16 protein-coding genes are annotated in these 11,599 nt (G+C 67.3%); 5 read left to right on the top strand and 11 right to left on the bottom strand.

What is annotated here, in order from left to right; all coding sequences use genetic code 11:
* Positions 1 to 662: SDR family oxidoreductase (locus tag G3N96_RS34925; protein ID WP_206140012.1), on the top strand; the 662-nt coding region annotated here is incomplete at its 5' end.
* A 71-nt stretch (positions 663 to 733) separates the two neighbouring features.
* Here G3N96_RS34925 and G3N96_RS34920 read toward each other — a convergent pair.
* The 7 genes from G3N96_RS34920 to G3N96_RS34895 form a co-directional block, all read right to left on the bottom strand.
* Positions 734 to 880 carry a hypothetical protein gene (locus G3N96_RS34920; RefSeq protein ID WP_166896045.1) on the bottom strand — a complete coding sequence of 49 codons (147 nt, stop codon included), beginning with the start codon at positions 878 to 880 and terminating at the stop codon, positions 734 to 736.
* 195 nt (positions 881 to 1,075) lie between these two features.
* Positions 1,076 to 1,660, bottom strand: coding sequence for a nucleotidyltransferase family protein (locus G3N96_RS34915; protein WP_206140011.1), 585 nt, complete (start codon positions 1,658 to 1,660; stop codon positions 1,076 to 1,078).
* Between the two features lie 103 nt (positions 1,661 to 1,763).
* A complete protein-coding gene (locus G3N96_RS39485; protein ID WP_346778928.1) occupies positions 1,764 to 1,952 on the bottom strand; it encodes a M15 family metallopeptidase in 189 nt (62 codons plus the stop codon).
* A gap of 18 nt (positions 1,953 to 1,970) precedes the next feature.
* Positions 1,971 to 2,483 (bottom strand): dipeptidase, encoded by a 513-nt coding sequence (locus tag G3N96_RS34910; protein WP_241022965.1) that lies wholly within the window; start codon positions 2,481 to 2,483, stop codon positions 1,971 to 1,973.
* A gap of 291 nt (positions 2,484 to 2,774) precedes the next feature.
* Positions 2,775 to 3,458: a Fe2+-dependent dioxygenase gene (locus tag G3N96_RS34905; protein WP_124578119.1), complete on the bottom strand. Its 684-nt coding sequence runs from the start codon at positions 3,456 to 3,458 to the stop codon at positions 2,775 to 2,777.
* Positions 3,455 to 4,228 (bottom strand): tetratricopeptide repeat protein, encoded by a 774-nt coding sequence (locus tag G3N96_RS34900; RefSeq protein ID WP_206140010.1) that lies wholly within the window; start codon positions 4,226 to 4,228, stop codon positions 3,455 to 3,457. The genes G3N96_RS34905 and G3N96_RS34900 overlap by 4 nt, the downstream gene beginning before the upstream one ends.
* 3 nt (positions 4,229 to 4,231) lie before the next feature.
* Positions 4,232 to 6,475: a TonB-dependent siderophore receptor gene (locus tag G3N96_RS34895; RefSeq protein ID WP_206140009.1), complete on the bottom strand. Its 2,244-nt coding sequence runs from the start codon at positions 6,473 to 6,475 to the stop codon at positions 4,232 to 4,234.
* A 320-nt stretch (positions 6,476 to 6,795) separates the two neighbouring features.
* On the opposite strand from G3N96_RS34895, the gene G3N96_RS34890 reads away from it, so the two are divergent.
* Both G3N96_RS34890 and G3N96_RS34885 read left to right on the top strand, forming a co-directional pair.
* Positions 6,796 to 7,035: an Arc family DNA-binding protein gene (locus tag G3N96_RS34890; RefSeq protein WP_089448087.1), complete on the top strand. Its 240-nt coding sequence runs from the start codon at positions 6,796 to 6,798 to the stop codon at positions 7,033 to 7,035.
* A complete protein-coding gene (locus tag G3N96_RS34885) occupies positions 7,032 to 7,451 on the top strand; it encodes a type II toxin-antitoxin system VapC family toxin (protein ID WP_206140008.1) in 420 nt (139 codons plus the stop codon). The genes G3N96_RS34890 and G3N96_RS34885 overlap by 4 nt, the downstream gene beginning before the upstream one ends.
* A gap of 110 nt (positions 7,452 to 7,561) precedes the next feature.
* Here G3N96_RS34885 and G3N96_RS34880 read toward each other — a convergent pair whose 3' ends face one another.
* The gene (locus G3N96_RS34880; protein WP_124578110.1) at positions 7,562 to 8,857 is read right to left on the bottom strand and encodes an aspartate carbamoyltransferase; all 1,296 of its coding nucleotides are present in this window, start codon (positions 8,855 to 8,857) and stop codon (positions 7,562 to 7,564) included.
* A gap of 233 nt (positions 8,858 to 9,090) precedes the next feature.
* Here G3N96_RS34880 and G3N96_RS34875 point away from each other — a divergent pair, with 233 nt between their 5' ends.
* Positions 9,091 to 9,225, top strand: a complete 135-nt coding sequence (locus G3N96_RS34875) for an entericidin A/B family lipoprotein (RefSeq protein ID WP_006485835.1) — start codon at positions 9,091 to 9,093, stop codon at positions 9,223 to 9,225.
* Between the two features lie 99 nt (positions 9,226 to 9,324).
* Here G3N96_RS34875 and G3N96_RS34870 read toward each other — a convergent pair whose 3' ends face one another.
* Positions 9,325 to 9,873 (bottom strand): permease, encoded by a 549-nt coding sequence (locus G3N96_RS34870; protein ID WP_124578108.1) that lies wholly within the window; start codon positions 9,871 to 9,873, stop codon positions 9,325 to 9,327.
* Between the two features lie 216 nt (positions 9,874 to 10,089).
* On the bottom strand, positions 10,090 to 11,058 hold the full coding sequence (locus tag G3N96_RS34865; protein WP_241022964.1) for a DMT family transporter: 969 nt from the start codon (positions 11,056 to 11,058) through the stop codon (positions 10,090 to 10,092).
* Here G3N96_RS34865 and G3N96_RS34860 point away from each other — a divergent pair.
* Positions 11,057 to 11,224: a hypothetical protein gene (locus G3N96_RS34860; RefSeq protein ID WP_185634150.1), complete on the top strand. Its 168-nt coding sequence runs from the start codon at positions 11,057 to 11,059 to the stop codon at positions 11,222 to 11,224. The genes G3N96_RS34865 and G3N96_RS34860 overlap by 2 nt on opposite strands.
* Positions 11,225 to 11,280: 56 nt before the next feature.
* Here G3N96_RS34860 and G3N96_RS34855 read toward each other — a convergent pair.
* Positions 11,281 to 11,599 (bottom strand): AraC family transcriptional regulator (locus G3N96_RS34855; RefSeq protein ID WP_206140006.1); only part of this gene is annotated, 319 nt, incomplete at its 5' end.

The following is an 11,599-nucleotide window of genomic DNA, read 5'->3' as shown; positions in this document are numbered from 1 at the left end:
GCGCGCAGGTCGTCGCGGCCGGGCGCGACCTGGCCGCGCTCGATGCGCTGGCCGGCGAGGCCGCGTGCGAGACGATGCGGCTCGATGTCGGTGGCGACGAGCAGGCGATCGACGCGGCGCTCGCCGCGCACGATGCGTTCGACGGCCTCGTGAATTGCGCGGGGATCGCGTCGCTCGAATCGGCGCTCGAGGTGAGCGCCGCGCATTTCGATCGCGTGATGGCCGTCAATGCGCGCGGCGCGGCGCTCGTCGCACGGGCCGTCGCACGCAAGATGGTCGCCCGCGACGCGCGTGGCGTCGCGCAGGCGCGGGGCAGCATCGTCAACGTATCGAGCCAGGCCGCGCTCGTCGGCTTGCCCGCGCATCTGAGTTACTGCGCGTCGAAGGCGGCGATGGACGCGATCACGCGCGTGCTGTGCATCGAACTCGGGCCGCACGGCATTCGTGTGAACAGTGTGAACCCGACCGTCACGCTTACGCCGATGGCGCAGTTCGCGTGGAGCGAACCGGAAAAGCGGGCGCCGATGCTGGCCGCGATTCCGCTCGGGCGATTCGCGGAGCCGGACGAGGTCGTCGAACCGGTCCTGTTCCTGCTGAGCGATGCGGCGTCGATGGTCAGCGGTGTGTCGCTGCCGATCGACGGCGGGTATACGGCGCGCTAGGCAGCGTCATGCGGCGATGGCGCATGACGACGGGAACCGCGCGGCGAATGGGTGGCACGATCGCCTTGCGGCTAGACCGGATCCTTGCTTGGTGGGCCGTCGGGTTGCTGCGGATTGTCGTGATGATGGCCCGGCGACGGTGGCGATAACGGATCGTCTTCCGGGTCGCGGTTCGGGTCGGCCGGTGGCTCGGGCGTCGGGGTCGTGTGATCGGTCATGGTGATCTCGCGCAGTGCGTGACGGCGGTGGCGCGGCAGGGGCGCCTCGTCTCCGTTATAGCCAATCGGACGTGCGTTTGCAGCGGGATTGTGGCGGCGGGTGGTGTGTCGTCGGTGCCATCCGTGCCCGGGCGGTTTTCGTGCAGGCACCTGCTGCGCGCGGAGCGGGCCATGCGTTGCACCGCGCGATCCCGGTCAGCGCAAATCCGCCGGTGTATCGACGTCGCGCACGATGCCGGGATCGTCGACGTCGAGCAGCCTGACCGGCGCGCTGGCGAACAACGCGCGGGCGCCCGTGTCGCCGTCGAGCGCGGCGAGTGCATCGAAGTGGTGCGCGGCGAACCCGACCGGATGGCCGCGCACGCCGCGATGTGCGGGCGCGACGATCGACGCGTCGTCGGCGTCGAGCGCGCGCGTGACGGCTTCGTAGGTGGGCGCCGCGATCCACGGCATGTCGCCGAGCGCGACGAGCCAGCCGTTCGCGTCGGGCGTCGCGCGCACGCCGGCCGCAAGGCTCGCGCCCATGCCGCGCACGGCGTCGGGTGCGTAGACGACGTGGCAGCCGGCTTCGTTCAGCAGCATCGCGAGCTTTTCGGCACCGGGGCGCACGACGGCGATCACGTTGGCCGTGGCCGCCGCGAGATGGCGGGCGGCCGCGACCGCAACCGGCGTGCCGTCGGGAAGCAGCGCGAGCAGCTTGCTGTGCAGGCCGCTCGGGTCGAAGCGTTGACCGACGCCGCCTGCGAGGAGGACGCCGGTGGCGAGTGACGCATAGGACATCGGCGCGGGGGAAAGTGAAACAGATGCTGCGATTGTGCGGGAGCGCGCAGGGATCGACAAGTGAGGATGTTACCGAGGCAGGCGCGTTTCGTCGGAAAGAATGTCAGCGTGAGGCTGCGTCGAGCATGTTTTCCTCGACGGGGCCGTAGATGGCGTGCGATTGATCGTGCATCACGGCCCAATAGCGGTCGCCGAACGACCAATGCCACCATTCCGACAGGTAATTGGTAAGGCCGGCGCCCGTCAGCGCGGTGATCAGCACCTGACGGTTGCGGGCGGCTGCGCGGCTGATGAACGGGTTGTGCGTGTATCACGCGCCGGAGGATTCCTGGTCGGTGGCGTTCATGATGCAGCCCATGTCGAGCTCGATGCCTTCCGCCGAGATCAGCGTGAGGTCGACGGCTGCACCCGTTGGGTGCGCGGCGACTTCCGGCGGCGCGACGTGGTGGCTCGTCAGGGCGATCAGCGCGTCTTCGTCCGGAAGCGGATTCAGCGTGCGGCGCAGATGCGCGAGGTGTGCGGAGAAGGAGTCGCGCTGCAGGGCCGGCGGGCGATAGCCTTCCTTGACGTACAGGCGCAGGCCGGCGGGGAGCGCTTGCGCGGCGGCGATCAGCCGGTCCGCTATACCGCGACGCACTTTCAGGAAATGCGGGCTTCTGCTTTCGATGTCGCGGCGGCCGAGATCGACGGCAATGCGTGCATGGAAACCTGCGAGATCGACAAACCCTTCGTGCGACTCCAGCAGGGTAATGGACCGGACAACGGGATCGGAGAGCGAAATCACGATAGTGGACGAAGTGGCGCAATGACGGTTGCGGGCCACGTCCGGCTGGCAGCAGGAAGCGCGGTTGCGCGAGGCCGGGTGCTCGTGGTTGATTTGGTCAGACGAATCGCCAATATGCCAGAGTCCGGCGGAGGATGTGTCGCGGTTTCCGCTGCGGGGGCGTGAGCCTCTTATCCTCGTGTATCGATGGTCGTGCCCGCGTGGACGCCGTCGTTTCGCGTGTCGTGTGGCGGCGCCTCCCAACCGCTTTCCTCGATTGGATCGACGGGACCGTCGTAGCGCACGACCGAGCCGCGCAATACGTCCAGCGGCTGCCTTGCATATCGTTGGTTATGCATCCGCCCACTTCCTCAACAGGTTGTGATAAATCCCCGTCAACGAAATGACCATCGGATCCTTCGCGCCTTTTTCCGCGGACAGCGCCTGAATCTGCGTATCGAGCTGGAACAGCAGCGTGCGATCGCCGTCGTCGCGCACCATGCTCTGGATCCAGAAGAACGACGCGACGCGCTCGCCGCGCGTCACGGGCGTGACGTGATGCAGGCTCGACGCTGGATACAGCACGAGGTCGCCCGCCGGCAGCTTCGCGCGATGCGTGCCGTACGTATCCTCGACACACAGCTCGCCGCCGTCGTACGCATCGGGTTCTTCGAGAAACAGCGTCGCCGACAGATCGCTGCGCACGCGAAAATCCGTGCCGCGCAGCAGCCGGATCGCGTTGTCGACGTGCGTGCCGAACGCCTCGCCGCCTTCGTAGCGATTGAACAGCGGCGGAAACACCTTGAGCGGCAGCGCCGCCGAGAAGAACAGCGGATGGCGTGCGAGCGCGTCCTGGATCGCGTCGCCCACCGCGCGTGCGGCCGGCGCGCCTTCCGGCAATTGCCGGTTGCGTTTCGCGAGCGCCGACTGCGTGCCGGACGTCGCATTGCCGTCGACCCATTCGGCCGCATCGAGCCGTTCGCGACATTGCGCGACTTGCGCTTTCGTCAGTACGCCGGGGACGTGAAGCATCATGATATGTATTCCATACAGTGCGGCTGAGGCTGTGGTGGCGTTGGTAATTCCAGCGCCGCCGCACGAAACGCGTCGATCGGCGACGACGCGAGATACGCGCGCATCTTCGCGACGAACGCGGGGGTAGCGGTGGCCGGCACGCGCGCGAGCCACGCGAGCGCTTCGTCGACGCGCCCGCGCTCGGCGAGCAGCCGCGCAAGGTTGAACTGGCCGCGGAAGTCGCCGGCCACGGCGGCGCGTCGATAGTGGTCGAACGCGGCGTCGCGGTCGACCGGTACGACCCAGCCGTCCTCGTAAAAGCCGCCGATCAGGTTGATCGATTTCGCATGGCCGAGCGCGGCCGCGCGCTGGAACCAGTCGAGCGCCTCGGCGCGGTTCTCGTCGACGCCGTTACCCAGCGCGAGCGCCGTCGCGTAGTTGTACATGCCCCAGTCGAGCCCCGCCTGCGCGGCGAGCCGGTACCAGTACACGGCGACCGGCGCGCACGCGGCCGTGCCCCAGCCGAACTCGTAGCAGCGGCCGAGCATGTTCATCGCCATCGCGTGGCCGGCGCGCGCCGCGTGCCGGAACCAGTTGAACGCGGCCGCCGGATCGCGCGCGACGCCATGTCCGTCGAGCAGGTATTGCCCGTAGACGGCTTGCGCATCGACGATGCCGTTGTCGGCCGCCGCCGCGACCCACGCGGCGGCGCGCTCGGGCGGCCCGGCCAGGATGTCGGCGAACTCGCGCGGCGAAACCGACGCGAGCGCCTTCAGCGACACGGCCTCCATCGATCAGTAGCGTGCGTTCAGCGTGACGAACGCCGAGCGGCCCGGTGCGATCGACGCGTAGTGCGCCGGATACGCCTGGTCGAAGTAGGTGCGGTTGAACAGGTTGTTCACGTTCAGCTGCAGGTCGAGCTTCTTGTTGATCCGGTACTGCGCCATCGCATCGAAGCGCCAGTACGACGGCACGGCGCGCAGGTTCGCGGGATCACCGAAGACTTCCGACATGTAGAACGCGCCGCCGCCGACGGTGAACTTCGGCGTCACGTCGTAGTTCGACCACATCGTGAAGCTGTGCTTCGGCGTGTTCGGGAAGCGGTTGCCGTTGTTCGCGCTGTCCTTGCCGTTGTCGCGCAGTTCGCTCTTCATGTACGTATAGCCGCCGAACACCTGCCACTGCTTCGTGATCTGGCCCGCGACGCCGAGCTCGAGACCCTGCACGCGCTTGTTGCCGACCATCGCGTACTGGTTGTTCGGCAGCGTCACGCGCGCGTTGGTCGTATCGATCTGGAACAGCGCGGCGGTCAGCGCGAGCTTGTCGTTCAACACGTTCCACTTCGTGCCGAGCTCGATGCTGCGGTTCTTTTCCGGCGCCAGCTGATCGGCGTTCGAGCCGACACCGCCGCGGCCCGGTGTGAGCGACTGCGTTTCGCTGCCTTCGCCGAGCATCATGCCGGCCGGCGTCGACGACGTCGCGTACGACGCGTAGATGCTGCCGTTCTGCGCGGGCTTGAACACGAGGCCGGCCTGCCAGTTCACGAGCGTGTCGTCACGCGTGGTGGTCTTGCCGCCGTTGGCCTTGGTGTCGGTGAAGCGGGTCGAGTAGTCGTCGATGCGCACCCCGCCGTTGACCTGCCAGCGCGGCGTGATCTCGATCGTGTCGAAGCCGTAGATCGACTTCGTCACGGTGCGCGCATGCGCGTAGTCGTTGTTGCGCGTGATCGAGCCGGCCCACGGGTCGTTCGGGTTCGGCGACCACAGGCTCGTGCAGTTGTAGCCCGATGCGGCACCGATGCCTTTCTGGCAGATCTTGCCGGTGTCGGTTGCGACCGTGTACGAATCGCGTTTGCCCCATTCGCGCGACAGTTCGATGCCGGTCGTGAAGCTGTGCTTGAACGGGCCGGTGCGGAATTCGCCGAACAGCTCGGTCTGGTTCGCGAGGCTGTTGATCGAGCTGTTGCGGTTGTTGTTGCGGCGCCAGACCTTGCCGTTGACCACGTTGCCCTGGCTGTCGTCGGGCTGGGTCCAGATGTAGTCCTGCGTCGATTCCGTGTAGCGCGTGGTGTTCCGGATCGTCAGCGACGACGTGATGTCGTGTTCGATCTTCAGCGTGCTGATGTCCGACGTCGTCTTGCGGAAATCGCGGTTGGTCAGGCCGTAGAAGTTGTGGCGGTCGACGGGCGCCGGGCCGTCGGTGGCGACGCCTTTCGGGAGGTTGAAGCCGTAGTAGTACGGGATGCCGCCGTCGGGCAGGTCGTCCGTCTGCAGGTGGTAGTAGCTCGCGACGACGCGCGTCGACGTGCCGAGGCCGAACGCGATCGACGGGGCGACGCCCCAGCGCTCGTTGTTCACCGCGTCGCGGCCGGCAACGTCGTTGTTGTGGCTCATCAGGTTCAGGCGGAACGCGGCGTGGTCGGCGAACTGCCAGTTGCCGTCGGCCGTGAAGCGGCGATAGCGGTCGGTGCCGAGGCCCGCGCTCGCGGCGGCGGTGGTGCCGAGGTGCGGGGCCTTCGTGATCAGGTTGATGCTGCCGCCCGCGCCGCCGCGGCCGCCGTACGCACCGTCGGAACCCTTGGTGATCTCGATGCGCTCGGTGTTGAAGATCTCGCGCGTCGTCGCGCCGGTGTCGCGCATGCCGTCCACGAACATGCTGCCCTGCGTGTCGTAGCCGCGGATGAACGGGCGATCGCCGAGCGGGTTGCCGCCTTCGCCGGCGCCGAACGTGATGCCGGGCACGGTGCGCAGCGCTTCGGTCAGCGTCGACGCGCCGCTGTTCTGGATCAGCTCCTGCGGGATCACGGTGACGGATTTCGGCGTGTCGACGAGCGGCGCGGTGAATTTCGCGGAAGCGGAGAAGTCGGCCTTATAGCTGTGCTCGGCCTTGCCCTGGACCTCGATCGGCGCGAGATGACCTTCGGTGCCGGCCGGGGCGGGCGGCGGCGTGCCGTCCGCCGCGAAGGCCGGGCTTGCGGCGAGCACGCTGCACAGGGTGGTGAATTTGCCGAGCTTCAGCTCGTCGGGACGTGACTTCATGGCGCTTCGACCTCGCGGTATGGCCCCGGGGACGGTGCGCTACGGAAGTGTGCATGCCGCCGGGAATTATTACGATTTGTTTTCAGGCGGCATTCTATGTAATTTTTTATTGAATGAGAAGCGTTCTTGTTAGCGTTGGTTAGGAAAGTGTCAACTAATGTGACGGGGTGGCGGTGGGGCGCGCGGGGCGGTGTTGATGGCCGAAAGGCCAGCTGTGGCGGGCGTGGCTGGCGGGGTAGAGTGGTTCTGTCGCGGATCGCCCGCCATGACATCAAGGTGCTAATATGACTGCATTGAAAGCAAATGTAGTGAGGTGCATCATGCCTGTGATTACGGTTCGAAACCTGCCCGATGAAGTGCACCGTGCGCTTCGGATTCGTGCGGCCCAGCATGGGCGCAGCACCGAAGCCGAGGTGCGGGACATCCTCGAGCAGGCCGTTCTTCCGGGAGGCCGGCTCAAGCTGGGGACGCTGCTGGCGGAAATCGGACGGGAGGCGGGTGGTGTCGATTTCGACGCGCAGCGCGACAAGACGCTAACCGACCCGATGAGCTTCGAATGATCCTTGTTGATACGAACGTGATGTCCGAGCCGTTGCGGCGCGAGCCGAGCGCGGCCGTGATCGAGTGGCTCGATGCCCAGAACGTCGAAACGCTGTTTCTGGCTGCGATCAGTCTCGCCGAAATGCGCTTCGGCGTGGCGGCGTTGCCGGAAGGTCGCAGGCGGGACTGGCTTCATCAAAGCATCGAGCAGCGTGTCGTGCCGCTGTTTCGCGGTCGGATTCTGCCGTTCGACGATGCGGCGAGCAAAGCGTATGCGAGCATTCGAGCGCGTGCGCGTGCCTCAGGCAGTGCGATCGCGCCTGCCGATGTCTTTATTGCCGCGACGGCCGAGGCGAACGGATTGATCATTGCGACGCGTGACGTCGCGCCATTCGAGGCTGTCGGCCTGCGGGTGATTGATCCGTGGGCATCCTAGGCGCCGATTGCTCACCTGTCACCGCCCGAAAAAAAGCGCGCCGGCCTGCCGGGCGCGCTTTCCGTTGAACTGCGGGGGGCGCCTGACTGGCTCGCCCCCGAAGTTCCTTCTCAATCCACCCCGTGAAACACCGCATCCTCCGGCCCGAGATACGCCGGCGGGCGCCACGTCGCGTCGCGCATCGAATGCTGGACGAGGTTCTCCACACCGAGCAGCACCGCGAAGATCGCCATCCGCACCGGAATGCCGTTGTCGGTCTGGCGGAAGATCGCGAGGCGCGGGTCGCGGTTCAGGTCGACCGACAGGTCGTTCGCGCCGGGCCGGCTGTCGCGCGGCAGCGGGTGCATGATCAACGTGTCCGGCTTGCACACCGAATCGACGAGCGCCTGGTTGATCTGGAAATCCGGCGTGTAGCCTTCGAACGACTCGTCGGTGAAGCGCTCCTTCTGAATCCGCGTCGCATACACGACGTCCGCGCCGCGCAGCCCGGCGGCGAGATCGGTCGTCTGCTCGATCACATGGCCGTTCGTCGCGATCTGGTCGACGATGTAGGCCGGCATCTCGAGCGTCGGCGGGGACACGAGCGTGAACTTGAGCCCGCGGTACAGCGCGAGCAGCTTGACGAGCGAGTGCACGGTGCGGCCGTACTTGAGGTCGCCGACCAGCGCGATGTGCGCGCCGTCGACGATCTTGCCGAGCCGCGAGAACTCGCGCTGGATCGTGTAGAGGTCGAGCAGCGCCTGGCTCGGGTGCTCGCCCGGGCCGTCGCCGCCATTGATCACGGGGAGGTTGGTCGCGCGCGCGAACTCGGCCACCGAGCCTTTCTCCGGATGGCGGATCACGAGCGCGTCGACGTAGCCGGCCATCACGCGGCTCGTGTCGTAGATCGATTCGCCCTTGGCCATCGACGAGAACGTGAAGCCCGTCGTGTCGCACACCGAACCACCGAGCCGGCAGAAGGCGGCGCCGAATGACACGCGCGTACGCGTGCTGGCCTCGAAGAACAGGTTGCCGAGCACCGCGCCTTCCAGCACGCGCGAAATCTTGTGGCGGCGCGCGATCGGCTGCATCACGTCGGCCACGCGAAACAGCGCCTCGACCGATTCCCGCGAGAACTGGTCGACCGACAGCAGTTGCGGCTTGCCCTCGAAAAAGAACTGCTTGGCGAGCCCCTGGCTCTCTACGCTTTGCGTATATCCTCCGCCTTCCGGCACCGAGCGCTCGACGATTTCCGACACGAAGCGTTCGACGATCTCGGGCATCCCGCGCGATTCCTGCGAATCGTCGGGCAGAAGCCATGTGTCCAGCGCGCGCCGGCTCACACCGATGCGGCTGGCGAACGCTTCGCGCGTCATGTTGAGGCGGCGCATGGCGTCGCGGAGGAAGGCTTGCTGGGGAACGGTCATCGGCGGCTCCTGACGAAAAATATACGCGGTGCGTATATTAGTTCGTGGCGCGTTGAAGTCAAGGAAAATCTGCGCGACCCGGCTGTGTGGCCCGTGTGACATGTGTCGGGTTCATGCTGGCGCGCGGCGGCCGTCTCCGTATAATCAGGTCAGGCCCCGTGCCCGGCATCTTGCCGGGCGCGACGCCGCAAACGATTCGCCCGTCGGGCTTGTTGATTCCAAGGAGAATGAGAATGACGCGTACGATTGCTGCAATGCTGCTGGTGGTGACCGCCGCGCTTGCCGGTTGCAACACGGTCGCCGGTGTGGGGCAGGACATTTCGAAGGGCGGCCAGGCGATCAGCGATTCGGCTGAAAAGGCCAAGTAAGCCGAGCGGTTCCGGAATGCAGAAGGCGCCGGGCCGTCCCGCGATTGCGGGGCGGCCCGGCGCCTTTTTTGTTACGGCCGGCGCTCGATGCCGGTGGCGTCAGGCGTGCTCGACGAACGCGTAACGGCCTTCGACCTTGCGCGGCGTGAACCAGCCGTAGTCGGGGAACAGGCGGTTGCGGACGAACCAGACATAGCCAACCAGCAAGACCGTGATCGCGAGGCTCGGCAGCGCGGTCGACGGATCGCGACCGAGCGCGGCGATGGTCTTCGGCAACTGCAGCAGCGACAGCAGGATGAACGCGTGGTACGCGCCGACACGATGGGTCGCAAAGCCCCAGATGAACAGCAGCGACAGCGGCACGGTCAGCGCGAGGAACACCAGCACGAGGCCGTTGCCGGCGCCGGTGGCGAAGAAGTAGTACGCGAGCATCAGGCTGATCGCGAGCTGGGCGATGCCGAGCGCGACCAGGATCCGGATGTGCAGCTTGTTCTCGCGGCAGCGTTCGGGATCGGGGCGCGACGCGATCAGGTGCGCAAGCACGCGATCCTTGAGTCCTTGTCCGGACAGTTCGGCCAAGGCGTCGGCCTTCCTCGTTCCCGCGGACAGCAGCACCGCGATTCTTGTTTTGGCTTCCTTCCTGTTCATTGCGTGGCGGATTGTTGTTCGATGGTTGTCAAAGGTCCCGGCCACGCGAATATTGCATCTTGCGGGGTGGTGCGCAACGGTTTTGCGGTGCGCGGACACATTCCTACAGTTGCCGGCCGCACGGGGGAAACGCGAGAATCGGCCGGTTATACGGCGGGGCGGAGCCGCCGCCGTTTCCGCAACGGCACAACGGCGCAACGACGCGAGGAGCGCGAGTCAGTCGGTGGCTGTTTGCGCGGCGGGCGCGGGGCGGGACGGTCGATCCGGATTCGCCGGGTGCGTATTGCGTGCGTCCGCTGGCGGTTCGCGTCGCCGCGTCGCGCCGACGACCATGCCGGCGACGACGAGCGCGATACCCGCGATACGCGTGCCGCTGAGCGTTTCGCCGAACAGCGCGACCGCGAACAGCACGGCCGAGACCGGCGCGACCGCCGTGAACAGCGCGGCCTCGGTTCCGCTCGTGCGCGCCGAGCCCGCATACCAGCACAGGTAGCCGAGCACGGTCGGCACCAGCGCGTAGTAGGCGATCGCCGACACCGCGTCGACCGTCCAGCCGGTCGCCGCCGCGTGCCATTCGAACGCGGCCGGCACGAGGGCGAGCACGAAGCCGAGGCCGGACATCGCGGTGGACAGCGCCAGCGGCGGCAATGGTGCGGCCAGCCGCCGGTTGAGCAGGATGAATACGGCCTCGCAGGCGACGGCGGCCAGCACCAGCGCGTCGCCGGCGAGCGTGCGGAGCGACGGCAGGGCCTGGCCGGGCGCGAACGTGACGAACAGCACGCCGGCCGTTGCGAGCGCGGCGGCCACCCAGTCGCGCGGTATCTGCCGCTCGCGCAGCACGACGGCCGCGATCAGCGTCGACATCGCGGGCAGCGTGCCGAGCATCACACCCGCGTCGAGCGGCGACGACAGCTTCGTGCCGCAGATCAGCAGCACCGTATAACCGACACCGCCCGCCGCCGCCTGGATGACGAGCAGCACGGCGTCGCGCGTGGAGAGGCGTGGCCAGCGCATGCGCTGCGCGCGCATCAGCGCGAACAGCAGCGGTGTCGCGATCAGGAAGCGCAGCGCGGTAGCCGTGAACGGCGGCAGGCCGCCGGCCGCGAGACGGCTCGCGATGACGGTGCTGCCGACGCCCGCCATGGCGGCGGCGAGATAGAGATAGCCGATCAGTCGTGTCTTCATGCGCCGCATCGTCGCGTACGGCGGCCGTGCGCGTCTTGAACGAAATTGCAGCGCGCGCGAGCGTGTCGAATTCGGCGCGCGATTCGGCATGCTTGTGCGACAGGGGCGGGCGACAGTCACCGCGAGCAGCGCATGGCGCGGGGTGCCGTCGCAGTTGTCGATGTGAGCGCAGCCTTCGAGGTCGGTGTGTTTGGCGACGGGCCCCGCGGGATGACGGCGGCGTCAAGCGGCCTGCGTGAACCGCCCCGGCGTGATCCCGAACTGGCGCGCGAACGCACGCGTCAAATGGCTTTGATCGGCAAAACCGGCTTCGGCCGCGGCATCGGCGATCGGCAAGCCGCTGGCGAGCAGCGCGCGCGCCAGCCGCGCACGCGACTGGATCAGGTACGCGTGCGGTGTGATGCCGAGTTCGCGGGCAAACCCGCGCAGCAGCTGGAAGCGGCTGACGCCGCTCAGGTCGGCCAGTTCGGCGAGCGAAACGGGCGCGGCCGGCGCCGCGTCGAGCCGCTCGCGGGCGAGGCGGATCGCCGGTGCGACGCCA

Source organism: Burkholderia sp. Se-20373 (assembly GCF_017104705.1).
In the GTDB taxonomy this organism is placed as follows: Bacteria; Pseudomonadota; Gammaproteobacteria; order Burkholderiales; family Burkholderiaceae; genus Burkholderia.
Note: the sequence above shows the minus strand (reverse complement) of the source record. Positions and strands in the feature narration are given on the sequence as shown.

What these genes read in the sequence shown, in the direction of transcription:
- G3N96_RS34880 (WP_124578110.1), bottom strand. Translation starts at nt 8,857, where the DNA reads ATGACCGTTCCCCAGCAAGCCTTCCTCCGCGACGCCATGCGCCGCCTC.
- G3N96_RS34860 (WP_185634150.1), top strand. Translation starts at nt 11,057, where the DNA reads ATGCGCCGCATCGTCGCGTACGGCGGCCGTGCGCGTCTTGAACGAAAT.
- G3N96_RS34875 (WP_006485835.1), top strand. Translation starts at nt 9,091, where the DNA reads ATGACGCGTACGATTGCTGCAATGCTGCTGGTGGTGACCGCCGCGCTT.
- G3N96_RS34885 (WP_206140008.1), top strand. Translation starts at nt 7,032, where the DNA reads ATGATCCTTGTTGATACGAACGTGATGTCCGAGCCGTTGCGGCGCGAG.
- G3N96_RS34890 (WP_089448087.1), top strand. Translation starts at nt 6,796, where the DNA reads ATGCCTGTGATTACGGTTCGAAACCTGCCCGATGAAGTGCACCGTGCG.
- G3N96_RS34870 (WP_124578108.1), bottom strand. Translation starts at nt 9,873, where the DNA reads ATGAACAGGAAGGAAGCCAAAACAAGAATCGCGGTGCTGCTGTCCGCG.
- G3N96_RS34900 (WP_206140010.1), bottom strand. Translation starts at nt 4,228, where the DNA reads ATGGAGGCCGTGTCGCTGAAGGCGCTCGCGTCGGTTTCGCCGCGCGAG.
- G3N96_RS34920 (WP_166896045.1), bottom strand. Translation starts at nt 880, where the DNA reads ATGACCGATCACACGACCCCGACGCCCGAGCCACCGGCCGACCCGAAC.
- G3N96_RS34905 (WP_124578119.1), bottom strand. Translation starts at nt 3,458, where the DNA reads ATGATGCTTCACGTCCCCGGCGTACTGACGAAAGCGCAAGTCGCGCAA.
- G3N96_RS34865 (WP_241022964.1), bottom strand. Translation starts at nt 11,058, where the DNA reads ATGAAGACACGACTGATCGGCTATCTCTATCTCGCCGCCGCCATGGCG.
- G3N96_RS34895 (WP_206140009.1), bottom strand. Translation starts at nt 6,475, where the DNA reads ATGAAGTCACGTCCCGACGAGCTGAAGCTCGGCAAATTCACCACCCTG.
- G3N96_RS34915 (WP_206140011.1), bottom strand. Translation starts at nt 1,660, where the DNA reads ATGTCCTATGCGTCACTCGCCACCGGCGTCCTCCTCGCAGGCGGCGTC.